The organism is Thalassotalea sp. SU-HH00458 (assembly GCF_040362795.1).
GTDB classification, from domain to species: domain Bacteria; phylum Pseudomonadota; class Gammaproteobacteria; order Enterobacterales; family Alteromonadaceae; genus Thalassotalea_H; species Thalassotalea_H castellviae.
In genome coordinates this window covers 75,580-98,371 of the sequence record NZ_BAABWW010000009.1, presented here as the reverse complement: position 1 = coordinate 98,371, position 22,792 = coordinate 75,580, and the positions used below count along the sequence as shown (strand labels likewise).

Annotated in this window: 24 protein-coding genes and 1 pseudogene; 16 read left to right on the top strand and 9 right to left on the bottom strand. The window is 37.8% G+C overall.

The window, feature by feature from the left end; all coding sequences use genetic code 11:
• Positions 1-50: 50 nt before the first annotated feature.
• The 3 genes from ABXH06_RS14185 to ABXH06_RS14175 are packed head-to-tail and all read right to left on the bottom strand — an operon-like array spanning position 51 to position 2,566.
• On the bottom strand, positions 51-659 hold the full coding sequence (locus ABXH06_RS14185; RefSeq protein WP_311583249.1) for a PilZ domain-containing protein: 609 nt from the start codon (positions 657-659) through the stop codon (positions 51-53).
• A 21-nt stretch (positions 660-680) separates the two neighbouring features.
• Positions 681-1,328, bottom strand: coding sequence for a TetR/AcrR family transcriptional regulator (locus ABXH06_RS14180; protein ID WP_353518646.1), 648 nt, complete (start codon positions 1,326-1,328; stop codon positions 681-683).
• Between the two features lie 8 nt (positions 1,329-1,336).
• Positions 1,337-2,566, bottom strand: coding sequence for a threonine/serine exporter family protein (locus ABXH06_RS14175; RefSeq protein ID WP_353518645.1), 1,230 nt, complete (start codon positions 2,564-2,566; stop codon positions 1,337-1,339).
• Positions 2,567-2,664: 98 nt separating this feature from the next.
• On the opposite strand from ABXH06_RS14175, the gene ABXH06_RS14170 reads away from it, so the two are divergent.
• The 3 genes from ABXH06_RS14170 (at position 2,665) to ABXH06_RS14160 (ending at position 5,006) form a co-directional block, all read left to right on the top strand.
• Positions 2,665-2,841 (top strand): hypothetical protein, encoded by a 177-nt coding sequence (locus tag ABXH06_RS14170; protein WP_311583259.1) that lies wholly within the window; start codon positions 2,665-2,667, stop codon positions 2,839-2,841.
• Between the two features lie 144 nt (positions 2,842-2,985).
• Positions 2,986-3,756, top strand: coding sequence for a class II aldolase/adducin family protein (locus tag ABXH06_RS14165; RefSeq protein ID WP_311583261.1), 771 nt, complete (start codon positions 2,986-2,988; stop codon positions 3,754-3,756).
• 65 nt (positions 3,757-3,821) lie between these two features.
• Positions 3,822-5,006 carry a mandelate racemase/muconate lactonizing enzyme family protein gene (locus tag ABXH06_RS14160; protein WP_353518644.1) on the top strand — a complete coding sequence of 395 codons (1,185 nt, stop codon included), beginning with the start codon at positions 3,822-3,824 and terminating at the stop codon, positions 5,004-5,006.
• Positions 5,007-5,182: 176 nt separating this feature from the next.
• Here the strand turns inward: ABXH06_RS14160 and ABXH06_RS14155 are convergent, their stop codons facing one another.
• The 5 genes from ABXH06_RS14155 to suhB all read right to left on the bottom strand — a co-directional run bounded on the left by ABXH06_RS14155 (position 5,183) and on the right by suhB (position 9,552).
• Complete coding sequence (locus ABXH06_RS14155) at positions 5,183-5,641, bottom strand: Lrp/AsnC family transcriptional regulator (RefSeq protein ID WP_311583265.1); 459 nt, start codon at positions 5,639-5,641, stop codon at positions 5,183-5,185.
• Positions 5,642-5,844: 203 nt separating this feature from the next.
• Entirely contained in the window at positions 5,845-6,759 is a 915-nt protein-coding gene (locus ABXH06_RS14150) for an amidohydrolase family protein (RefSeq protein WP_353518643.1), read from the bottom strand.
• Between the two features lie 22 nt (positions 6,760-6,781).
• A complete protein-coding gene (locus ABXH06_RS14145) occupies positions 6,782-7,507 on the bottom strand; it encodes an SDR family NAD(P)-dependent oxidoreductase (RefSeq protein ID WP_353518642.1) in 726 nt (241 codons plus the stop codon).
• Positions 7,508-7,706: 199 nt separating this feature from the next.
• Positions 7,707-8,507, bottom strand: coding sequence for a uroporphyrinogen-III C-methyltransferase (cobA, locus tag ABXH06_RS14140; RefSeq protein ID WP_353518641.1), 801 nt, complete (start codon positions 8,505-8,507; stop codon positions 7,707-7,709).
• Positions 8,508-8,748: 241 nt separating this feature from the next.
• Positions 8,749-9,552 carry an inositol-1-monophosphatase gene (gene suhB / locus ABXH06_RS14135; RefSeq protein ID WP_311583273.1) on the bottom strand — a complete coding sequence of 268 codons (804 nt, stop codon included), beginning with the start codon at positions 9,550-9,552 and terminating at the stop codon, positions 8,749-8,751.
• A gap of 379 nt (positions 9,553-9,931) precedes the next feature.
• Here suhB and trmJ point away from each other — a divergent pair, with 379 nt between their 5' ends.
• From trmJ to fdx, 13 genes and pseudogenes are all read left to right on the top strand, one after another.
• Positions 9,932-10,693, top strand: coding sequence for a tRNA (cytosine(32)/uridine(32)-2'-O)-methyltransferase TrmJ (gene trmJ, locus ABXH06_RS14130; protein WP_353518640.1), 762 nt, complete (start codon positions 9,932-9,934; stop codon positions 10,691-10,693).
• 15 nt (positions 10,694-10,708) lie between these two features.
• On the top strand, positions 10,709-11,518 hold the full coding sequence (gene cysE / locus ABXH06_RS14125) for a serine O-acetyltransferase (protein ID WP_311583277.1): 810 nt from the start codon (positions 10,709-10,711) through the stop codon (positions 11,516-11,518).
• A gap of 182 nt (positions 11,519-11,700) precedes the next feature.
• Positions 11,701-12,144 carry a hypothetical protein gene (locus ABXH06_RS14120; protein ID WP_353518639.1) on the top strand — a complete coding sequence of 148 codons (444 nt, stop codon included), beginning with the start codon at positions 11,701-11,703 and terminating at the stop codon, positions 12,142-12,144.
• Between the two features lie 139 nt (positions 12,145-12,283).
• A pseudogene (locus tag ABXH06_RS14115) lies at positions 12,284-13,897 on the top strand (efflux RND transporter permease subunit); the annotation flags it as partial.
• 68 nt (positions 13,898-13,965) lie between these two features.
• Positions 13,966-14,697: a PepSY domain-containing protein gene (locus ABXH06_RS14110; RefSeq protein ID WP_353518638.1), complete on the top strand. Its 732-nt coding sequence runs from the start codon at positions 13,966-13,968 to the stop codon at positions 14,695-14,697.
• Positions 14,697-15,740: a 2Fe-2S iron-sulfur cluster-binding protein gene (locus tag ABXH06_RS14105; protein WP_353518637.1), complete on the top strand. Its 1,044-nt coding sequence runs from the start codon at positions 14,697-14,699 to the stop codon at positions 15,738-15,740. The genes ABXH06_RS14110 and ABXH06_RS14105 overlap by 1 nt, the downstream gene beginning before the upstream one ends.
• Before the next feature lie 153 nt (positions 15,741-15,893).
• Positions 15,894-16,400, top strand: coding sequence for a Fe-S cluster assembly transcriptional regulator IscR (gene iscR / locus ABXH06_RS14100; RefSeq protein ID WP_303452458.1), 507 nt, complete (start codon positions 15,894-15,896; stop codon positions 16,398-16,400).
• A 36-nt stretch (positions 16,401-16,436) separates the two neighbouring features.
• A complete protein-coding gene (locus ABXH06_RS14095) occupies positions 16,437-17,651 on the top strand; it encodes an IscS subfamily cysteine desulfurase (RefSeq protein WP_353518636.1) in 1,215 nt (404 codons plus the stop codon).
• An 87-nt stretch (positions 17,652-17,738) separates the two neighbouring features.
• Complete coding sequence (gene iscU / locus ABXH06_RS14090) at positions 17,739-18,122, top strand: Fe-S cluster assembly scaffold IscU (protein WP_311583291.1); 384 nt, start codon at positions 17,739-17,741, stop codon at positions 18,120-18,122.
• A gap of 12 nt (positions 18,123-18,134) precedes the next feature.
• On the top strand, positions 18,135-18,458 hold the full coding sequence (gene iscA, locus ABXH06_RS14085) for an iron-sulfur cluster assembly protein IscA (RefSeq protein ID WP_311583294.1): 324 nt from the start codon (positions 18,135-18,137) through the stop codon (positions 18,456-18,458).
• A 46-nt stretch (positions 18,459-18,504) separates the two neighbouring features.
• Positions 18,505-19,032 (top strand): co-chaperone HscB, encoded by a 528-nt coding sequence (hscB, locus tag ABXH06_RS14080; protein WP_353518635.1) that lies wholly within the window; start codon positions 18,505-18,507, stop codon positions 19,030-19,032.
• 34 nt (positions 19,033-19,066) lie between these two features.
• Complete coding sequence (hscA, locus tag ABXH06_RS14075) at positions 19,067-20,941, top strand: Fe-S protein assembly chaperone HscA (RefSeq protein ID WP_311583300.1); 1,875 nt, start codon at positions 19,067-19,069, stop codon at positions 20,939-20,941.
• Positions 20,942-20,994: 53 nt separating this feature from the next.
• Positions 20,995-21,333, top strand: a complete 339-nt coding sequence (fdx, locus tag ABXH06_RS14070) for an ISC system 2Fe-2S type ferredoxin (protein ID WP_303452445.1) — start codon at positions 20,995-20,997, stop codon at positions 21,331-21,333.
• Positions 21,334-21,439: 106 nt separating this feature from the next.
• Here the strand turns inward: fdx and ABXH06_RS14065 are convergent, their stop codons facing one another.
• On the bottom strand, positions 21,440-22,774 hold the full coding sequence (locus tag ABXH06_RS14065; RefSeq protein ID WP_353518634.1) for a metallophosphoesterase: 1,335 nt from the start codon (positions 22,772-22,774) through the stop codon (positions 21,440-21,442).
• Between the last annotated feature and the right edge of the window lie 18 nt (positions 22,775-22,792).

Here is a 22,792-nt window from a genome sequence, read left to right as displayed (position 1 = left end):
AAAAAAGAGCTATCACTAGCTCTTTTTTTATGGGCGATTTCCAGCACAAATTAATCTGGATCGATTGAAGATTGCTGACGCTTTTTAGCCAATGCTTTTAATTGTTCTGATTGTTTATGTAAACTGGCTCTCACTAATAATTCCCTGTCTTCATCTCGAATAAAGTGAAATATAACTTTATACACTGGGATGCTTTGATTGAGCTCTATTTCGATAATTTCACCAAAACAATAAACCGCACAGTTATCATCTTGAATAAAAATTTTCAGTTCAAGATAGTCTTCTAATTGAAATGTGGTCTCACTTGAAAAAGTAATCCCTCCACCGCCAAAAGTTAACCCTTGATATTGGTGCGCTTCTTCGACTTGTTGACTTAAAATATACCCCATCAATAGATCAATCTTTTGGGCTTGATGATTTAGATATTCAACAAGTTGACCAGCAACGCCACTTAATGCTTGAAGCGGTCTAAGTGCAGCCTGATCTAAAGTGGCCATGTCACTTGCCATTTTGAACGGAGTAGGCATGTGATTAATAAAGCTCTGGTAATCATAGTTTTTTTCTTTATCAAGCAAAGTAACATTGACACTAAAATCATATTCAATGGTAAAAAACTCATTAAATTGCTCAAGTTTAGTTAATGGATTATTGCTGTCCATGGGGATTCCTTTGATTCATTTTTATGAATGACTCGATGATTGTGCTGTTGATAAAAATAAATTCACCGCACATTCACACATTTCATCAACACTTGAGTTATCTGTATAAATACCGTCAATCATTAACTTAGCAATACCATGTAAAGTTCCCCAAATAACTTGCGATAAACGTAATGACGATTCACTACTAGGTAGTAAAGCCATCTGCTGCCAGTGTTTGGTCATTTTTACTTGAAAATCAAAGCTGGGAAAAGCCGCATGTCTTAATGTTTCGTTGCTACCATGATCTTTCCAAATAGTACGACCAAACATTAAATCGTATAAGTTTGGGTTATTGGTGGCAAAATGTATATAGCCATATACAAAGTCACGATATTGTTGTTCTTTTGAAAGTGAGTCATCGGTAAATATTTTTTCAGCGTGCTTTTGCCATTGATTAAAACCTTGCGCGGCAATGGCACATAATAAATCATTTTTATCTTTAAAGTGATGATATGCTGCCGTTCTAGATACACCAACATTTTCAGCGATTTTACGTAATGAAAGGCTGTTTATTCCTTGTTCATTTAACATCTTTGTCGCTATTTTTAATAACGAGCTATAAAGGTCGCCATGGTGATATGAGACTTTATCTTTGGGGTTAACTTTATTTTTCTGTGTTGAAGCCATCGGTGGTTTTATAACATCTTTCTAGGTGGAAAAATGACATTTGCGAAGATAAGTCCTGCGACTAATGACATAAAAATTAAAAAAGTCTGTGAGCCAATATCTGCACTGTTGCCAATCATCTCTTGTCCTGAAATTGCGGTATTTAAACCAATATACACTTTACTTCCTGGGACTAAAACGACTAATCCTAATAGTTTTACAATACTCGATGGTAGATTCATTATACGAGAGAATACATTGCTATAAATACCTAAAGCACAGGCGCCAACAAATGCACCTAATGCAATACCTAAATGCATGCCTCCCCAAATACTGGCACCAAATGCCACATAGCCCGAAATAATTCCCCAAGGAGCATCTTTTTTTCTTGCTTTAAATAATATCACTAAGCTAATTGATAACGTTGTAACAGCAGCCCATGAGGTCCACTCGGGCATAATATGTGGCACAATATATTCTACTTCTCCCCATATTTTTTGACCTAAGGCAATGCCTAACACGGCACCAAAATAGAGTTTAAATAAAACCATAACGGCATCCATAATCCGAGCCGTGCCAGCCATCAAGTTTCGGGCAGCCAGCTCTGATAAACCTAAAGTAAGTGCCAGTCCGGGAATAAAAGCGATAATACTCGATAAAATAATCAAAGGCGCGTTTACCGTCGGGTCAATTAAGGTGATCCCTGAAGCTAAAAAAGCACATGTTAAGGCTGACAACGGTTCTAACATTTCCGTTACCCGTTTTGAGCGTTCAGACCAAAAAACAAACAAGCAAACTAGCGAGCCTAAAATAGTCGACCAAAATACATCATTCCAACTGGTACGCATTAACATGGCAAAGGCACCACTTGAGGCGGCGAAAGCAAAAAAGGTTAAGACGCGACCATAAGGATTAGGTTTATTTGCAATTTCATCTAAACGAACGATTGCTTCAGACAAACTGCGTTGGCCAGAACAAACCTCATCAACTAATTCATCGGTGCGTGCTAGTGCGCCTAAGTCGATATCACCAGGCGCTACTCGAAGAATATGGTTATAATTTTGATTATCATCGTCGTCCATCAATATAAAGGTTAACGACGTTGGTGTAATAACAAAACTGGCCTGTAAGCCTAATGATTGAGAAATACTTTGTAAGTGAGTTTCTAATCGATAGGCTGGCGTACCAAATTTATGTAATGCTTTTCCCAGACGAATAATAAATCGTCGTTTTTCTATAAAGTCATCATGTTCTGTCATTACATTTTCCTCGTCTTTCATAGACGAAAATAGGTTATCGGTTAACTATTTGATATTCTATGTTAACTTTTACTTTTATCAAATAAAGTTATTTTATTATGACACTATTAGTTATTTTAGGTTTAGTCTTTTTAGCGGTAATATTGATGGTGATATTAGGTGAGCGATTTGGCAAGCCAATGGAAGAACAAGAACAAGTCAAATATTCAAAATGGACACGAATATTAGTTTTTGCGTTAATTATTATCGCTATTGCTAAGTTGGCATTTGAATAATTGACGCAAAAGTATGTCACCAATAAATCTTTCAGGCTTACTTAGATTAAAAAGTGATGATAACCTGCTTTTATTCAAAACTAAGCTTGATTAAAATACGACATAACTACTTCACCACTCCTGATACGCTGGAAAGGAACAGGCATGCTTGAGCTCCCGAAATTAAATTTGAAAAACAAAGTATCAGCACAAGAGTGGCAGACGCGGATTGATTTAGCTGCCTGCTACCGGTTAGTTGCTATGCAAGGTTGGGATGATTTAATTTATACGCATATTTCAGCAAGGATCCCGAACTCAGATCATATTTTGATCAATGCTTTTGGACTTACTTTTGACGAAATCACTGCTTCAAACCTAGTGAAAATTGATATTGACGGCAATATTATTGACCCTGAATGTCCTTTTGAGATCAACCCCGCAGGTTTTACAATACATAGCGCCGTTCACCAAGCACGCCATGAAGCACAATGCGTATTTCATTTACATACAAATGAAACCATCGCGGTTGCAAGTTTAACTGAAGGTTTATTACCCTTGAGTCAATATGCGATGTTTGCGCTTGCATCGTTGAGTTATCACGATTATGAAGGTTTAGCGGTTAATGAAGATGAAAAACTGCGTTTACAAAATGATTTAGGCGACAGTAATTTTATGCTGTTACGTAATCATGGAGCATTAACCTTAGGTGAAACAATTGGTGATGCCTTTATGCACATGTACGATTTAACTCGTGCATGCCAAGTACAATTACAAATAATGTCAACAGGGATGGAACCTGTTTATGCCCCGCAAAAAATTGTTGATGGCATAAAAGCGCAAGCAAGTGTTGTTCATACGGGATTAACTGGCGGTCAAAAATCTTGGCCTGCTATGTTACGTCGTATTTATCGTCATGATCCTTCCTTCGCTGATTAAGGTAATCCATTTACAAAAGCAATTTAGTTGCAATTTAAAACCTAATTTTAAAAAGAGTGTTATTAATGAAAATTACTCACGTAGAAATATTCGATATTGACTGTCCTGACAGACCACCATGGAACCCTGTTTTTATTCGTATTCATACCGATCAAGGCATAAGTGGGGTTGGTGAGGCTGGCCTTGCCTATGATTGGGGACACAGCGCTGCTGCTGCGATGATCAAAGAAATTTCAGAAGCAGTTTTGATAGGATTTAACCCATTTAATACTGAGCTGTTATGGTCGAAAATGTTGCGTGAAAGCTTTTGGGGATTAGGCGGTGGACCCGTTTTATATTCTGCGATGAGCGCTATTGATACTGCACTTTGGGACATTAAAGGTAAAGCTTTAGGTGTGCCTTTATATCAATTACTGGGCGGTAAAGTTAATGATAAGTTACGTACGTATGCCAGCCAGTTACAATTTGATTGGGACGTTGAAATTAAGAAGTTATTTCAACCTGAAGAATATGCACAAGCGGCATTAAAAGCGGTTGCAGAAGGATATGATGCGGTAAAAGTGGATCCTATTGTTTACAACCTAGATGGCACATCTTCATTTGATCGGACAAAATTATTCACTAAACCGCAAATGCGTTTATTTGGTGACAGGCTGCGAGCAATACGAAATGCGGTAGGTGAAGATGTTGATATTATTTTCGAATCTCATTCATTAATGGGCGCAGCTTCGGCGATTCAAATGGGTGAAGTGATCGAAGAAGTAGGCTGTATGATGTACGAAGAGCCGGTGAATTATTTAAATTCGAAAGTTCATAAAAAAGTTGCTGATAACGTCAATGTACCTATCGCAGGTGGCGAACGTTTATATCATCGATGGGATGTTCGTCCGTATTTTGAAGATCAAAGTATTGATGTTTTACAACCAGATGTTGGTTTATGTGGCGGCTTCACCGAGGCGAAAAAAGTCTGTGATTATGCTGATGTCTATGATATTCGCATTCAAGCTCATGTCTGTGGAGGTCCCGTGGCAACTGCGGCCTCATTACATTTAGAAACAGCGATACCTAACTTTTTAATTCATGAACATCATACCTATGCAACAAAAGCCTGGAATCGAGAACTATGTATTCAAGATCCTCAACCGATAAACGGCTTTTTCGAAGTAACTGAAGTACCAGGTATTGGCATAGAACTAAACGATGAAATTGTCTATCGTTCACCTAATGTTACGGTAAAAGCATTGAAATAAACGTTTCTGCTGATTTCTGATAATTAGGTATCATGGAAAGATAAATGGGTAAGTTGTTACCCATTTTCATTTTTCTATAAAGACTTTAATCGAGATATTTAACACATTCATATGTTGTTTAATTAAATTTATTCAACAATAACCGCTGTTTTTTATGGATTATTTTTTAACAAAGCTTATACGTAATCTACAGGTAAGGCGGTTGAATATTTAATTTCCTCCATGGCGAAACTTGAGCTAATATCAGCAAAACTTGCTTGGGTAATTAATTTTTTATAAAACGCGTCATAAGCTTTCATATCTGAAACCACCACGCGTAGTAAGTAGTCTACCTCACCACTCATTCGATAAAATTCGCTGATCTCAGGGAAGTCCTCAGAAATCTGACTAAAATCATTCAGCCAGTCGGGATTATGTTGATTGGTTTTTATCATCACAAAAACGGTGAGTCCAACGTTGAGTTTTTCTGGATCTGCTAAGGCTACGCGGCCTTTGATGATACCACTTTTTTCCATTGCTTGAATCCGTCGCCAACATGGCGTTGTTGATAAACCGATTTGATCGGCAATATCGCTCACTGATCGTGTACAGTCATGTTGTAATATTTGTAGAATTTTTTTGTCAAAGTCGTCCATAGTGCGTCTCAATAGTTCAGTATTGCTGAATTAAAATGTTATCTAAATAATTTATTGTAGAATATTGTTCTATTATTTTGCAATTTTCAAGAAATATATTTACAGCTGTATGTTTTGGACGATCATCATAATGACTAAATGGCTGCTGAGGAGCATAGCTTTTGATAGGGAGTGACTATTGGTAAAATTGATAAAAACGTTCGCTAGAATTGGTAGATGCGTTTGGCATTTAGATAACATAAGCTATTTAGCTCGTCTTGAGTGAAAGATTGATTATCAATTAGACTTTGCCAATACTCTTGGTAGCTTTGCGACAATAAGCAAAGAGGAAAGTTACTGGCCAACATCACACGGTTGATACCAAAATACTCAACACAAGTGTTAATAATTGCTAACTGCCATGATGATTGATACTGGCGATTGATCATTTCAAATCCAGAGCATTTAATAGTGCATTGTTCTGATAAGCTTAATTTTTCTATTGAAGTTTGCCAATGTTGCCACGCTATTTTTTGCGGGTTGAGTTGTGCATGCTGCTTAGTTTGGGCGTGCTCACTAACATAACATGTTGGGGGAAAACCTGCATGATTGATGATTATCTGTAAATTTGGCGTGTTTTTAAGTATATCGAGTAACAAATTAACCGAAACTTCATGGGTTAACGGCATCTGAACTTCAAAAATTAATTGCTGATCCGCTACATGTTTTAGGTTGTTTTTAACGCGTTGACAGGATAAATACTCAACAGCGTTATCGTCTAAAATATCCCTAACGCCTACCACTGAGCTATAGCTTTTAATTTTACTTATAACACCAGCGAAGGCTTCATTTTCAAGTGTTAAGTCTATGCCAGCAATTGATCGAAAAGGTTGTTGGCAGTGTGACTCTAACCATGAAATTTCTCGCCAAGGTTGTTGATTATTAAAACCCGCTTCAATATGTACAAAGCCAGCGAGTGTAAACTCTTTATTTAATCGTAACTCCTGTTCAGTGAAATTTTTTTGGATAAGATGTTTGTCTGGCCAAAATGGTGGCTTATCGGGTTTTAACCAATAATACTCACCTTGTTCAAGATCAAACAGATGAAGATGAGAGTCGATAACGTTAATAGTTGTCATAGTTAGTTATCTAGTTATCTAGTTATTGAGCCGTATAGCCGCCGTCTATTACTTGCAGACTTCCGGTAATAAACTTTGCTTTATCTGAGGCTAAAAATAGCACTAATTCGGCTACTTCTTCTGGCTGACCTAAGCGGCCGAGTGGTTGCAAAGCAGCTTCTTCAGCATGAATATTGTCTTTATCGGCACCTGAACGCTGGCAGTAATTGTCAATGGCTTGATGATAAAGTGGGGTTTCAATGGTGCCTGGGCAAACTGCATTGGCTCGAATATTAAATTGAGCATAATCAAGCGCGGTAGTTTTAGCCATGGATGCAAGAGCCGTTTTACTCAGGTTATAAGCAAAAGAGTTATGTTTTGCGATTAAGGCTTGATCAGATGACATTAAAATAATCGCACCATTATTATTGGATTTCATATTTGGCAAAACTGCTTTTATCGCCGAATATGCTCCTTTAACATTAATATTAAACACCCGTTCAAATTCATCGGCTGATGTGTCTTCAATGGTGCCAGAAAAATGGACTCCTGCATTTGAAATAAAGACATCTATGACATATTCAGCACTGATTTCTTTGATTATATCGGTAACTTGCTTTTCGTTAGTGACATCGCATGCTCTAAATTCACCAAATTCAGATGAGGTTATATCTAAATTAAAAACACGATAATGATTGTCGAGAAAAAGTTTGACGATACTCAGTCCAATGCCAGAGCTACCACCTGTGACTATACAGTTTTTTTTCATAATAAATTCAATTACAAAGTTTTGAACATCATAACCAATAGCTGGCTATTCGGCTAGTTCGTTTAAGGGAAATACTACTGTGTTGAATGTAAAAAAGTTCGTACCCATAGAACTTTTTTACAGGGGGAATATCAGTGGATATGTTCGGCGGATTGTTGAAGGGAAGTTTTGTTCGATAGCTTATTTAAAGTTAAGGCGGCTAAGGCGCTAAATAACCAATACCCGCTAATTGACCTTCATCAAATGTTTGTACAACATCGCCAATAACAATCAAAGTAGGTGGCTTGATTTGGTATTCTTCAACCATAGCTTCTAGCGACTCTAAATTTCCATGATACACTTTTTGTTCAGGGGTAGTACCTTTATGAATTAGAGCTGCGGGAGTATTTGCGCTCCGTCCGGCTTCAATTAACCGTTTTGTGATCATGGGTAAACTTTTTATACCCATATAAAAAACAACCGTTTGTTTTTCATCTTTTAATGAATGCCATGGTAAATCTAACTCGCCACAGTCTTTCACGTGTCCTGTGATAAAGGTACAGCTTTGTGATACTTGTCGGTGGGTAAGTGGAATACCAACATAACTTGTACACGCTGATGCCGCTGTCATTCCTGGAACAATATGACAGGCGACATTATTTGCTAAAAGAAATTGGGCTTCTTCACCGCCACGACCAAAAACAAATGGGTCGCCTCCCTTTAAACGCACTACCTTTTTGGATAACTTGGCATGATCAACTAATAATTGATTGATACCTTCTTGCGGGACACGGTGCTGTGCTTGTTTTTTACCAACATAAATTCTTTCAGCGGATTCATCAACCAATGCCATAATTTCTTTGCTGACTAAACGATCATAAATCACAATGTCTGCTTGTTGTATAAAACGATAGGCTTGTAATGTTAATAAGTCTGGATCACCAGGCCCAGTTCCAACAAGGGCAACTTCGCCTTTAACGAAAGTTTGCTTTGCAGAGGAAGGTAAATACATTGTCAACATCTTTAATCATTGGACGGGAGTTTTATATTAGCGAGTAACAGTAAGGTTATCCATTGTATTTTATCCTTCAGATAGATAATTTATTTCTTAGTTATGCTTTAGTTTTTCGGTAGTGATTTTTGCTAATGGAATGAAAACTGTGGATTTTAAAGGGGTTTGAAGTAACAAAAAAGGCATGCAGAACAACTACATACCTTTTTCAAAATATTATTGTGAGACCATTTAGAAGCTTACAATAATTTTACTTACTTAAAGCTTCGCCTAAGTGAGGGCGAATATCTTTTAAAATTTCTTTTAATAAACCAGGGCTACTTGCTACGATATTGCCTGATTGAGTATGGTTATGACCACCGGTAAAATCAGTCACCAAACCACCTGCTTCAATCACTAATAATTCACCTGCTGCTGTATCCCAAGGCTTTAAGCCTATTTCAAAGAAGCCGTCAACACGACCTGCAGCAACGTAAGCTAAGTCAAGAGCGGCAGAGCCGGCACGACGCATATCAGATGTTTTTTCAAATAAAGCTTGAAACATACTCATATAAGCAGTCATATGTTGTTTCTTTTTAAACGGGAAACCCGTGGCTAAAATTGCACCGGTTAACTCTTTATTTTGCTTTACACGAATACGAAAGCCGTTTAATTGGGCGCCTTTTCCACGGCTAGCAGTAAATAATTCGCCGCGAATAGGATCATAAATAACTGCTTGGTCAAGCTTACCTTTTACTTTTAATGCAATTGAAACGGCAAAATGAGGGATGCCTTTTACAAAGTTTGTTGTGCCATCAAGGGGATCAATAATCCATTGGTAATCGTTGTCAGCACCTTCGTGTTGACCGGTCTCTTCACCGATAATAGTATGTTCTGGGTATGACTTACGGATCGTTTCAACAATTGCTTGTTCAGCAGAAATATCAACATTGGTGACAAAATCGTTTGTACCTTTCGATTCAATTTCAACTTTATCAGCTTGCTCGAAAGCACGAGTAATTACGTTACCTGCAGTACGCGCAGCGCGCACAGCAATATTTAGCATAGGATGCATACTATCACCTTAATAATTTTAACAACTTTGTAAAAGAACGAGACCTAATTTCTCCACTCAGAAATTAGCGGCGCGTAGTGTAACAAAATTCTTATATTTAAGCGAATCTAATTGTTAGTATTCACTCGAAATTAAACTTGTCTCTAGTTATAGCGTATTTTTCGAAAGTTAAAAGCTAAAGTAACAGAATGTTTCTTATACATTTAAAGACTTAATCAGAATTATTTGCACTAGCAAAAAACAAAAAATCAGATGATTTTTTCTCAGCACAAGGATATTGTTCTGTGTTAATATTGTCGGCATTTTTAGCCGTTAAGGCCGTTACCAGACAGTGAGTTAATCGTTAGTTAACTTATTGCCAAAGAGAGACAATAGCATCATGTTAGATTCAGTTCGTATTGTGTTAGTAAACACATCTGATTGCCGAAATATCGGCTCTGCCGCTAGGGCAATGAAAACTATGGGATTAAGCCAATTAGTTTTGGTTGATCCTATTGAAATGCCTAATGGCCAAGCACAAGCGCTTGCGGCAGGGGCAACAGATGTTTTAGCCAATGCGAAAGTGGTTAGTACGTTAGAAGAAGCAATTTCTGATTGTGGCTTAGTGGTTGGCACCAGTGCGCGTTCACGCACTTTACCTTGGCCAATGTTAGATCCTAGAGAGTGTGGTGAAAAATTAATTTCTGAGGTGAGCGATTATCCGGTTGCTTTAGTTTTTGGTCGTGAAAGTAGTGGTTTAACCAATGATGAATTACAGCTTTGTCATTTTCATGTGCAAATTCCGGCGAATCCCGAATATAGCTCGTTAAATTTAGCGATGGCAGTACAAACGTTAAGTTATGAAGTACGTATGGCATTTTTGGCTAATGAAAAAGCACAAGAACAAGCGCAGTTTAACAGCAAAGCTAACGAAAAAACTGACGATGAACAGTATCCTGTTGTCGAAGAAACAGAACGAATGTTTGAACATTTTGAGCAAGCATTAAAAGCAACGGGGTTTATCGTGCCGAGTCACCCAGGTTTAGTGATGACAAAGTTAAGACGATTTATTAATCGCGCAAGACCTGATAGTAAAGAAGTTAAAATGTGGCGTGGAATGTTGTCTTCCGTTGAAAAGTCAGCAAAACGCAATCAACAATAAAAAATAGGAAATATTATGTTTAGCCGTATCAAAGAAGATATTAAAAGTGTCTTTGATAGAGATCCTGCAGCTCGAAATACCTTTGAAGTGTTGACCAATTACCCTGGCATGCACGCTATTTGGATCCATCGGTTAAGCAATAAATTGTGGCGTAATAATTGGAAGTTAATTGCTCGTTTATTATCAACATTTTCTCGTTGGTTAACGGGGGTTGAAATTCATCCTGGTGCCACTTTAGGTCGCCGCTTTTTTATTGATCACGGAATGGGTATTGTGATTGGCGAAACGGCTGAAATAGGTAACGATGTTACCATATACCATGGTGTGACATTAGGTGGTGTGAGTTGGAATGGTGGTAAACGTCATCCTACTTTAGAAGACAATGTTGTGATTGGTGCTGGTGCGCAAGTCTTAGGACCAATCACTATTGGTAAAGGCGGTAAAGTCGGATCAAATTCTGTTGTGGTGAAAGATTTACCAGCCGGTGCTACTGCCGTAGGTATTCCGGGACGTATTGTTAATCCAAATAAATCAAATGATGCCTCTGAGCAACGAGAAGAAGTTGCGAAAAAATATGGTTTTGATGCTTATGCGGTGTCAGCTGATAATCCTGATCCGGTGGCAAAAGCCATCGGTCGCTTACTTGATCATATGCACTTAATGGATAATAAAGTTGCTGTGCTTTGCAAGGAAATTAATCAACTTGGTGGTGAAGTATGCCAAGAAGCTTTACCTGAGTTGCGTGTTGGTGAATTTGATGAAGATGAAAAAGCCGCAGCGAAAAGACGTCAATCACATGTTGAGTCGTTTGATCCTGAAATATAATACTTGAAATTCAGGTCAATCTTTAAGGGTTTATGATTTTAATTTCACGATCAAACGTTGATTTTTAATGCGACAAAGCATAATCTCATCAATGTTAATTATGTGAGAGCAAATAGCCAATTCAAGTAAACGGTTAATCATAACGATTTGAAATTATCTAAACAGGACAAATTGAATTTATTGTGATGCATTCAATACTGAATAAAGCGGTTACTTTTGCAATACTTGTGCTTTTTTTGCTGCAAGTATCTGCGACGGCTGTCAGTTCGTGCTCTCAGATAATGATGGCCAATGGTTCATTTACTCATTTAAATACGGCGCCAGTGACAAATCAATTTAAAGATAATCAATCCCGAACTAGTAATAATACTTATCCAATGATGGATCACAGTCAACATATGATGATGACTTCAGTTGATGATAAGAAGAGCGATAATTCAAAAGAAAATTGCTGTGACGACAGCTGTAATTGCGAAATGGCCAGTTGTAGCTACAGCAACCTAATGAATCACTCGACAGGTTTTATATTTGCAAACCAAGTTATTCAATCAAAAATACTATTTATTGTCTCTTCACTGCAATCACAACATTTAAATTATTTATTTAAACCCCTATCCGCCGACTAGCCTAGGACAGATCTGTCCATTTTTCACCGTTAATGCTTTACAACTTATCTACGCATGTTAACTAAGTTGTAGAAAGCATAATTTCAAAAATTTTTAACTTGAAAACCATTTGATTTTTTACAAAAAGTTAAATGAAATAAGGCAAAACCCAATTAATCGGCTATTGATCGTAAGCTACATGCCTTTTTTAAAAACGGTCTTACGTTTTCCAAAGCTTACTTTAATTGCTGCTTTGATAATCACTTGGCTTGGATTTATGCCGGTTAATAAGATAGGTAGTGAATTTATCCCGCCACTTGATGAAGGTGACTTGATGTATATGCCAACGACGTACCCTGGGATTTCAATTGGTAAAGCGCGCGAGTTATTGCAACAAACAAATAAACTCATTAGCACAATTCCTGAAGTCGATACCGTTTTTGGTAAAGTAGGTCGTGCTGAAACGGCGACAGACCCAGCACCTTTGACGATGATCGAAACCTTTATTCAACTAAAACCATTATCACAATGGCGAGAAGGTGTGACATCTGAAAGCTTAACTCAAGAGTTAGATGCGATAGTTAAATTTCCTGGTGTGACTAATGCGTGGGTAATGCCTATTAAAACTCGAATAGACATGCTCGCGACAGGTATTAAAACCCCTGTTGGAATTAAAGTTGCTGGCAGTGATATTAGCGTTATTCAAGGGATAGGGTTAGAAATTGAAGGGTTACTGAAAGATTTCGAAGGGACGGCCTCTGTTTATTCTGAACGTGTCGCCGGAGGGCGCTATATAAAAGTCGACATTAATAGAAAAAAGGCAGCTCGTTATGGTCTTAATATTTCAGATGTTCAACAAGTCGTAGCAACAGCGATAGGTGGGCTTAATGTTGCACAAACGGTCGAAGGGCTAGAACGATATCCCATTAATTTACGATATCCTCAAGACTATCGAGATTCACCCGAGCAATTAAAGTTACTTCCCATCGTGACTAAAACAGGGCAAAGAATAGCATTAGCAGATGTTGCTAAGGTTTATATTGAAGAAGGCCCTCCGGGGATCAAGAGTGAGAATGCTCGCATTAATGGTTGGATATACATCGATATTGAAAATATTGATGTCGGCAGTTATGTGGCGAAAGCGAAAGAAAAACTTGCGAAAGAGCTGTCATTACCAGCGGGTTATTCACTCACTTGGGCAGGACAATATGAATATATGGAAAGAGCAAAAGAAAAGCTAAAATTTGTCTTGCCTTTAACTCTAGCAATAATCATTGTTTTACTTTATTTAAGTTTTAGAAACTTTATGGAAGTGGCGATTATTATGGGAACCTTACCTTTAGCAATGATCGGTGGTGTTTGGCTGTTATATTTAGAAGGGTTTAATTTTTCTGTGGCGGTAAGTGTCGGATTTATTGCCTTAGCAGGAGTGTCTGTTGAAATAGGTGTGATTATGTTGGTGTATTTAAATCAGGCATACTCACAGGCTAAAAATCAATGTGAACAGCAGCAGCGAGAGTTTAACCACACAGAGCTAACGAACGCTATTATTCAAGGGGCGGGGATGCGAGTTCGTCCTATTATGATGACAGTTGCAACGATTATTATTGGCTTACTTCCCATTTTATATGGCACAGGGACAGGCTCAGAAGTCATGAGTCGTATTGCAGCACCTATGGTTGGCGGCATGGCAAGTGCCGTATTTTTAACTTTGTTAGTATTGCCTGCGGTGTATTTCTTATGGCGAAAAGGTCAGTTGTCGGTGAAAAAATAAGCTAAATATTTTTGTTGAGCCATTGATAATTAAACGATTTGCCATGTAAAACGATAAAAGATATAAACATGCAACATAAAGCGATAAAAACAACTATAAAACCTCCTTTTAGTTTGCTAAAAGCAGTACGTAAAACCCATAAATGGCTGATGCTATTTTTGGGTATACAATTTGTCATTTGGTCGGTAACCGGTGCCTATATGGTCTTTTTCAATATTGATTATATACACGGCGATACTTTAATTAAAAATCAACAAGTTAATCTTGATGATGTTGATGTAAATTTTTCTATTAAAGAGCTATATAGGTTATATCCTGAGGCTAAAGAGCTTGAGCTTTCAAGTTTTTTAGCCAAACCAGTTTATCGATTTAAGCTCGATGATGACAATGTTTTGCTTGATGCGAATACCGGTAAATTGTTATCTCCTATTGCGAAAAATACTGCGTTAGCTGTTGCACAACAGGAATATACGGGCGATGGTCATATTTATAGCGTGTTGTTGATTACCGAAAACCCTCCTTTTGAATTACGATCGAGTGCTTTACCCGCTTGGCAAATAAGTTTTGATGATTTTGCATCACCAATACTTTATGTTTCAGCTACTTCAGGAAAAATCGTGGGCAAACGACATGAGTTTTGGCGTTTGTTTGACTGGATCTTTCGTTTTCATGTGATGGATTATCAAGACAGTGAAGTTGACAATACATTGCTGTTTACGTTTGCTTTTTTCGGCATTTTTGCTGGCTTAAGCGGACTGATTTTAGTGTACTATCGTGTATTAAATAAGAGCAGCCGATAATGTCTGTAATTAAAAAAATTCATAAATGGGCGTCATTAATTGTTGGCTTACAAGTACTGATTTGGCTTGGTTCTGGTTTCTATTTTAATTTAATGGATCATAACAAAGCGAAAGGCACTCACTATCTCGTCGCTCAGTCAGCATCCGTGAACCTTGACGCTGAGCGACTAATAGAGCCAAAGGAACTGCTCAAACAAAAAAATGAGATAAGTCAAAGTGAACAACATAAACAAGCTAATACTATTGTTGCAATCAACTTAAGCCATTTACTCACGCAACCGGTTTATTTGATTAATCATAATCGGGCGCTTTATTCACATTTTTCCAATCATTACAGCATTATAAACGCGTATACCGGTGAAGCAATTGTGGTTGATGCAAAATTGGCTGAAAAACTCGCTTCAGCTAGTTATAACGGGCCAGGCCAAGTAATCCAAGTTACATTACTTGAAAATGGCAATGAAGATTTTCCGAAAGAACAAAATGCCATATGGCGAGTCAATTATGACGATGCATTAAATACCAGTATATATATTGAAGCAGGCAGCGGTCGGCTTATCGGACACAGTAATGATGATAAACGTTTTGCTGACTTTTTCTTTATGTTGCACTTTATGGATTATGGCAAAGAAGGAAGTTTTAATAATATTCAAATCCTATTATTTGCATTTATTACCTTATGGTTATCGTTAACGGGCATTATTTGGACAATCCAACTAGGCTTTAATGGTCAATATCAAATTGATTTGTTTTCGAAAAAACGAAAAGTGAAACTACTCGATAAAAATCAGCAAATCATTAGCGAGATAACTTTAAACGATAAAACTAATTTACTTGATGGTTTAACAAAAAATAATATCGAAATCCCTTCAGTGTGTGGTGGTGGCGGTACCTGTGGTAGTTGTTTAATATTATTGTCGTCAATATCATCTATCTCCGACGCAGAGCGTGAAAAACTCTCAAATGCCCAGTTAAAAAAAGGCTATCGGCTATCGTGTCAGCAATTTTTAGCAGACACTCAAACAATCACGATTATTAATTAAAAGCGCCATGAATAATACTTGAGTATTTTACTAAGGTATTACTTGAGTTATTACTCGAATACGATTAGAATACTTGAGTATAGTAGTCAGGTATTCAATTGACTATTTTGTAGGGTTATGTAAAATTGCGCGGCAATTTAACAGGGGTTATTCATGAAATTAACATCTAAAGGTCGATATGCAGTTACAGCAATGCTTGATGTTGCTATACATGCGTCTACAGGTCCTGTTTCTTTAGCTGATATTTCTGATCGTCAAGGTATTTCCCTATCTTATTTAGAGCAATTATTTTCACGATTACGTAAACACGGTCTTGTTAATAGTATTCGTGGTCCTGGCGGTGGTTACCGTTTAGGTCGATGCTCAGCAAAAATAGCAGTTGCAGATGTCATTAGTGCCGTTGATGAAAGCGTCAATGCGACCAAATGTGGCGGTACTGGTGACTGTCAATCAGGCAAACAATGCTTAACCCACTCTCTATGGGAAGGGTTAAGCCAAAGAATTGAAGATTTTTTACAAGGCATTACTTTGTCTGAGCTCGTTGAACAAAGAAATGTTAAAATGGTTTCTAAAAGACAAGACAGTTTGCAAAAAAAAGCAGAGTCAAAACATACTTTAGAAACCTTAATCGCAACCACAAATATAGTACATGACTGCTAGCGCAGTAATTTTATTGAGTTGGAGAAAGTTAGCCAAATGAAGCTTCCTATATATTTTGATTATTCAGCAACAACACCGGTAGATAAACGTGTTGCTGAGAAAATGATGCAATACATGACCACTGACGGTTTTTATGGTAACCCAGCCTCCCGTTCGCATAAATTTGGTTGGCAAGCCGAAGAAGCGGTTGATATTGCGCGTAACCAAATTGCCGAATTAATTAACGCAGACCCGCGTGAAATTGTTTTTACTTCAGGTGCTTCTGAATCTGATAATTTAGCGATTAAAGGTGTTGCCAACTTTTACAGCAAAAAAGGCAAACACATCATTACATGTAAAACAGAACATAAAGCTGTTTTAGATACGTGTCGTGAGCTAGAGCGTCAAGGTTTTGAAGTCACTTACTTAGATCCTGAAGAAAATGGCCTTATCGATTTAAACAAGCTTGAAGCGGCTATGCGTGATGACACGGTTTTAGTGAGTATTATGCATGTAAATAACGAAATTGGTGTTATCCAAGATATCGCTGAAATTGGTGAAATGTGTCGTGCTCGTAAAATTGTTTTCCATGTCGATGCTGCACAAAGTGTGGGTAAAATTCACATTGATATGCAAGCGCTGAAAGTTGATTTGTTATCTATTTCTGCACATAAAATGTATGGCCCTAAAGGTATTGGTGCTTTATATGTTCGTCGTAAACCTCGTATTCGTTTAGAAGCACAAATGCATGGTGGTGGACATGAGCGCGGTATGCGCAGTGGTACATTAGCGACTCATCAAATTGTTGGTATGGGTGAAGCTTGCCGCATCGCTAAAGAAGAAATGGCACAAGACATTGCACATGTTACGAAAATGCGTGACCGTTTATGGGCGGGTTTACGTAATATGGAACAAGTGTTTATCAATGGTGATGCTGAGAAGCGCTATCCTGGTAATTTAAATGTCAGCTTTAACTTTGTTGAAGGTGAATCTTTGATCATGGCATTAAAAGACTTAGCTGTTTCATCTGGTTCAGCATGTACATCAGCAAGTTTAGAGCCATCATATGTGTTACGTGCGTTAGGCTTAAATGATGAAATGGCACATAGTTCAATTCGATTCAGCTTCGGCCGTTTTACCACAGAAGAAGAAATTGATTACGCAATTGAAATTATTCAAAAATCAATCGGTCATTTACGTGACATGTCACCTCTTTGGGAAATGTTTAAAGACGGTATTGATTTAGACTCAATTGAATGGGCGGCGCACTAAGCGGTCTCATTATTAATAATTGTTTGATATTTTAGTAAATTTAATTTTTAGCAGTACTCAGTTGCTGCTAAAAAGTAGGAGAATAATATGGCTTATAGTGAAAAAGTAATCGACCATTATGAAAACCCACGTAATGTTGGTTCAATGGACAAAAATGATCCCAATGTAGCAACCGGCATGGTAGGCGCACCTGCATGTGGCGATGTTATGAAATTACAATTGAAAATCAGCGACGCTGGTATTATTGAAGATGCCAAATTTAAAACCTATGGTTGTGGTTCCGCTATTGCTTCTAGCTCATTAGTTACTGAATGGGTTAAAGGTAAATCAATTGACGAAGCTGGTGAAATTAAAAACACAGCGATCGCTGAAGAACTTGCTTTACCTCCGGTAAAAATTCATTGTTCAATTTTAGCGGAAGATGCCATTAAAGCAGCAATTGAAGATTATCGTACCAAGCACGATTCATAGGTAGGGCGTTAAATGAGTGTAACAATGACGCCTGCTGCGTCAGATCGAGTAAAAAGCTTTATTGAGAATAGAGGTAAAGGACTTGGTTTACGTTTAGGTATAAAAACCACCGGTTGTTCTGGTCTAGCTTATGTCCTTGAATTTGTTGATGAGCTTAATGAAGACGATACTATGTTTTCAATTGATGATGTCAATATCATTATTGATGGCAAAAGCCTTGTGTACCTTGATGGCATCGAATTAGATTTTGTCAAAGAAGGCTTAAACGAAGGCTTTAAATTCACAAATCCAAACGCAAAGGGCGAATGTGGTTGCGGCGAAAGCTTTAATGTATAATCGCCGCCATCAAAAATTGTCTCAGTTGTCTTATTAGGTTTTAGTTGTGAACTATTTTGAAATTTTTGGCTTAGATATATCGTTTTCTCTTGATTTAAAACAGTTATCAGAACGTTTTCAAGCGATTCAAAAAAGTGTCCATCCAGATCGTTTTACCCATGCGTCAAATCAAGATCAAATGCTTGCTGTGAAAAAATCGACAGCGGTGAACGATGCTTACGAAACGCTAAAAAATCCAATTAAACGTGCTGAATATATATTAAGCTTGCGCGGTGTTGAATTACCCAGTGAGCAAATGACTTTTAGTGATAATATGTTTTTGATGCGTCAAATGGAATTACGGGAAATGTTAGCTGAAATAAAGTTTGCTGATGATACCGATTCCGCTGTTTTTGAAGCTCATCAGGTTTTAGATACTGAATTTCAACTACTGTTTAAAGCGATGCAAGTATCACTCGAAGAAAACACAGAAAGCGCCAATAAAGTCGCTTGTGAAAATTTACGAAAATTAAAGTTTTATCAAAAACTTCACCTAGAATTAGATCGTTTAGAAGAACAGTTATTTGACGATTAATCTTTTCATCCATTTTTGACATTACGAGCCCCACATGGCGTTATTACAAATTGCAGAACCGGGTCAAAGCACTGTCCCTCATGAACACCGACTTGCCGTAGGAATCGATTTAGGCACTACAAATTCACTGGTAGCTACCGTGAAAAGCGGTCTGCCTGAAACTATTACAGATAGTGAAGGGCAGGATATACTTCCTTCCGTTGTGAGTTATCAATCCTCTGAAATTATTGTCGGCAAAAAAGCGAAAGAACTCGCGATTGTCGATCCTGAAAATACCATTGTTTCTGCCAAGCGTCTGATTGGGCGTTCTTTAACGGATATTAAAAGTAAATATCATTCCTTGCCCTATGATTTTTGTGGTGATGAAAACCATCCAAGTTTTGTGACTCGTACAGGAGAAATCAACCCTGTTCAAGTCTCTGCTGAAATTCTAAAAGCTTTATCAGAGCGTGCCCAACAGGCATTAGGTGGTGAGCTTACCGGTGTTGTGATCACTGTACCTGCTTATTTTGATGATGCTCAACGTCAAAGTACAAAAGATGCGGCAAAACTTGCTGGCGTCAATGTATTACGTTTATTAAGTGAGCCTACGGCTGCGGCGGTTGCTTATGGATTAGATAAAGAGCAACAAGGTCAGCAAGAGGGGATTATCGCCGTTTATGATTTAGGTGGTGGTACCTTTGATATTTCGATACTCCGATTAAATAAAGGTGTTTTTGAAGTGTTAGCTACCGGTGGTGACTCAGCTTTAGGCGGCGATGATTTTGATGTTGCACTGGTTGATCATATTATTGAGCAAGCAGGACTTACTCGACCTTTATCGACATCAATTGAACGTCAATTACTTGATCAAGCTTGTAAAGCAAAAGAAGCATTAACCACTCAAGATACCTTTCAACTAAATCTGTCTTTAGCGAATGAACAGCAATGGTCAGGCGAAGTCACTAAAACTCAGTTTGAACAATTGATCAAACCTTTAGTTGCTAAAACGCTTCGCGCTTGTCGTCGTGCATTAAAAGATGCTGAGGTCACTATTAGTGATGTTAATGAAGTTGTGATGGTAGGTGGTTCAACACGAGTGCCTTTGGTGCGGGCTGAAACAGAAAAATATTTTAATAAAACGCCTTTAACATCAATCGACCCTGATAAAGTTGTGGCGATTGGTGCTGCTATTCAAGCGGATATCCTTGCTGGCAATAAGCCTGACAGTGACATGTTATTACTGGATGTTATTCCTTTATCACTTGGGCTAGAAACCATGGGCGGCTTAGTTGAAAAGGTTATCGCAAGAAATACCACGATTCCTGTCGCTAAAGCACAAGAATTTACCACTTTTAAAGATGGTCAAACCGCAATGGCGATTCATGTTTTACAAGGTGAACGCGAATTAGTTGACGATTGTCGCTCACTCGCTCGTTTTGAATTACGTGGTATTCCTGCAATGGCGGCCGGCGCGGCTCATATTCGGGTGACGTTTAAAGTCGATGCCGATGGTTTATTAGAAGTATCGGCGATGGAAAAGTCCACTGGCATTGAAGCGAGTATTGAAGTTAAACCTTCATTTGGTTTAGCTGAAGATGAAATAACCAGCATGTTAAAAGCTTCAATGACTAACGCTGCTCAAGACATGCAAGCTCGTATGTTAAAAGAGCAACAAGTTGAAGCGGCAAGAGTTATTGAGTCTATTCAGTCAGCATTAGCAGCCGATAGCCATTTATTAACGTCGGAGGAGCTTACTATCATTAATGAGGCCATTTCAGCGTTAGCAAAAGCAAGTCAAGGTGACAATGCTGATGAAATTGAGAAAACAATTGAAGCGTTAAATCATCATACAGGCGCTTTTGCTGAAAGACGAATGGACGCTTCTATTCGTACTGCATTATCCGGTCAAACCGTTGATGATATATAACGAACAAATTGATTGAATTTACTGAAAGATAAGAAAAGTTTAAAGAGATTAAGATGCCAAAAATTATAGTATTACCTCATGAAGAGCTTTGCCCTGATGGTGCAGTTTTAGAAGCTGAAACTGGTGAAAGCGTATTAAACGTTGTCTTGAAAAATGATATCGACTTAGAGCATGCTTGTGAAAAAGTATGTGCTTGTACTACTTGTCATGTCATTATTCGCGAAGGTTTTGATTCACTTGAAGAAAGCGATGAACTTGAAGATGATTTATTAGACAAAGCATGGGGCTTAGAGCCTGATTCTCGTTTAAGTTGCCAAGCGCGTGTTGCCAATGAAGATCTTGTAGTTGAAATTCCAAAATATACCGTGAATATGGTGTCTGAAAACCACTAACCTTCAGAGATTAATTTCGAAAATTTAATAAGGGTAATAACAGTGATGTTATTACCCTTGTTTGATCATCTTGATTGAAGAGTAGTTTAATTAAACCTCGTCAATATTATTCAACATTTTTTGCTATTCTACGGGAAAATGTATGTCGATATTCAGACGTTAATTTTCCATTGCCATCGCGTGGTGTGGTAAAAAATTCAACATTAAGCTGATCATTTACGTTGTCGATATTGATATGCGAAAAACCCCAAGTAAAACTTTTTGACCAAAGTAATTCATACTGCGGGTAGGTTTTTTCTTGATAATTTGCAAATGGCGTATGTTTTCCGCGCATTTTCGAAGCGGCTCCACTAATAATAAGGGGCAGTGCCTCAACACTTTTCGATTCAGGATATAAAGAACAATCGTCGGTAAGTAGCTCTAAATCATGTTCATGACCGGCAATGTAGGCATCTGCATATTGACAAAGGGTTGGCATGATGAGTTTACGTAATACATGTCCTTCACTATATTTTGTCCCACCTATCGACCATAAAATATGGTGACCATACACAATTTTCCATTTCGCAGTTGAATTAGCTAAACCTTCTTTTAACCATTGAAGTTGTATTTTATCTTCATTATTTTGAGGGCCTTCATGCTTTTCATGAACTTCTAACTCAGCGGTACCTGCTTTTAAAGCAATATCTAATTTGCCTTCACTCCCATCGGGGTTTAATGGCACTTCATAAAAAGTCTGTCCAGCTAACAACATGTTAGTGTCTAAGACAAAAAACTCTACCTCGTTGCCAGGCTCCCCTTTGGTATAGCGATAGTAACCTTGTTTATCCATGTGGAAATTTTTTTGCTTGGTCATCCACTCTGTTTGTAAGGCAATACCTTTTCTTGAAGTTTTCCAATCGTGATTGCCTAGCGCTGAATAAACCACTAATTCTGGTGTTTGCTCAAATAACGGTAATAAAGGACCAAGAATCAAATCGTCCATGCGTTTTTGATCGTCTTTACCGTCATCAGCATCTGCGCCATCAGGGTAAATGTTATCACCGAGTTGAATGCCAAATTCACAAAGGCGTTGTTTACATAAAGTCGCCATTGCTTGGCCTACAGGAATAGCGCCACTCGCTTCAGTTGCAATACCACTTTCAGGGTAAACATGGATAGGTGCATGGTCAAATTCAGTAATTGGACGATAATCTTCTAACCAATCTTGTTTTTCCTTTGCGATAAACTGAGTTTTATTTAGTGGGTTTTCAATGTGTTTTTTCTTAGGATAGTCAACACTGTAACCTCCATCTCCAAAGGCTAAAAAGTTAATGTTTTCAGACGAGTTGTGCAAATTATTTTCAGCTTGGTTTGCAAGTGTTGAATGAGTATTAACTTGCTGGCAAGCAACAGTGACTAATATTAATGTCGTTATTGACGAGTATTTTAATAATTTCATGATATTCTCAAATGGTAC

Excerpts from the sequence above, each read along its gene's own strand:
- ABXH06_RS14185 (WP_311583249.1), bottom strand. The coding sequence starts at position 659 with ATGGACAGCAATAATCCATTAACTAAACTTGAGCAATTTAATGAGTTT.
- ABXH06_RS14180 (WP_353518646.1), bottom strand. The coding sequence starts at position 1,328 with ATGGCTTCAACACAGAAAAATAAAGTTAACCCCAAAGATAAAGTCTCA.
- ABXH06_RS14175 (WP_353518645.1), bottom strand. The coding sequence starts at position 2,566 with ATGACAGAACATGATGACTTTATAGAAAAACGACGATTTATTATTCGT.
- ABXH06_RS14170 (WP_311583259.1), top strand. The coding sequence starts at position 2,665 with ATGACACTATTAGTTATTTTAGGTTTAGTCTTTTTAGCGGTAATATTG.
- ABXH06_RS14165 (WP_311583261.1), top strand. The coding sequence starts at position 2,986 with ATGCTTGAGCTCCCGAAATTAAATTTGAAAAACAAAGTATCAGCACAA.
- ABXH06_RS14160 (WP_353518644.1), top strand. The coding sequence starts at position 3,822 with ATGAAAATTACTCACGTAGAAATATTCGATATTGACTGTCCTGACAGA.
- ABXH06_RS14155 (WP_311583265.1), bottom strand. The coding sequence starts at position 5,641 with ATGGACGACTTTGACAAAAAAATTCTACAAATATTACAACATGACTGT.
- ABXH06_RS14150 (WP_353518643.1), bottom strand. The coding sequence starts at position 6,759 with ATGACAACTATTAACGTTATCGACTCTCATCTTCATCTGTTTGATCTT.
- ABXH06_RS14145 (WP_353518642.1), bottom strand. The coding sequence starts at position 7,507 with ATGAAAAAAAACTGTATAGTCACAGGTGGTAGCTCTGGCATTGGACTG.
- cobA (WP_353518641.1), bottom strand. The coding sequence starts at position 8,507 with ATGTTGACAATGTATTTACCTTCCTCTGCAAAGCAAACTTTCGTTAAA.
- suhB (WP_311583273.1), bottom strand. The coding sequence starts at position 9,552 with ATGCATCCTATGCTAAATATTGCTGTGCGCGCTGCGCGTACTGCAGGT.
- trmJ (WP_353518640.1), top strand. The coding sequence starts at position 9,932 with ATGTTAGATTCAGTTCGTATTGTGTTAGTAAACACATCTGATTGCCGA.
- cysE (WP_311583277.1), top strand. The coding sequence starts at position 10,709 with ATGTTTAGCCGTATCAAAGAAGATATTAAAAGTGTCTTTGATAGAGAT.
- ABXH06_RS14110 (WP_353518638.1), top strand. The coding sequence starts at position 13,966 with ATGCAACATAAAGCGATAAAAACAACTATAAAACCTCCTTTTAGTTTG.
- ABXH06_RS14105 (WP_353518637.1), top strand. The coding sequence starts at position 14,697 with ATGTCTGTAATTAAAAAAATTCATAAATGGGCGTCATTAATTGTTGGC.
- iscR (WP_303452458.1), top strand. The coding sequence starts at position 15,894 with ATGAAATTAACATCTAAAGGTCGATATGCAGTTACAGCAATGCTTGAT.
- ABXH06_RS14095 (WP_353518636.1), top strand. The coding sequence starts at position 16,437 with ATGAAGCTTCCTATATATTTTGATTATTCAGCAACAACACCGGTAGAT.
- iscU (WP_311583291.1), top strand. The coding sequence starts at position 17,739 with ATGGCTTATAGTGAAAAAGTAATCGACCATTATGAAAACCCACGTAAT.
- iscA (WP_311583294.1), top strand. The coding sequence starts at position 18,135 with ATGAGTGTAACAATGACGCCTGCTGCGTCAGATCGAGTAAAAAGCTTT.
- hscA (WP_311583300.1), top strand. The coding sequence starts at position 19,067 with ATGGCGTTATTACAAATTGCAGAACCGGGTCAAAGCACTGTCCCTCAT.
- fdx (WP_303452445.1), top strand. The coding sequence starts at position 20,995 with ATGCCAAAAATTATAGTATTACCTCATGAAGAGCTTTGCCCTGATGGT.
- ABXH06_RS14065 (WP_353518634.1), bottom strand. The coding sequence starts at position 22,774 with ATGAAATTATTAAAATACTCGTCAATAACGACATTAATATTAGTCACT.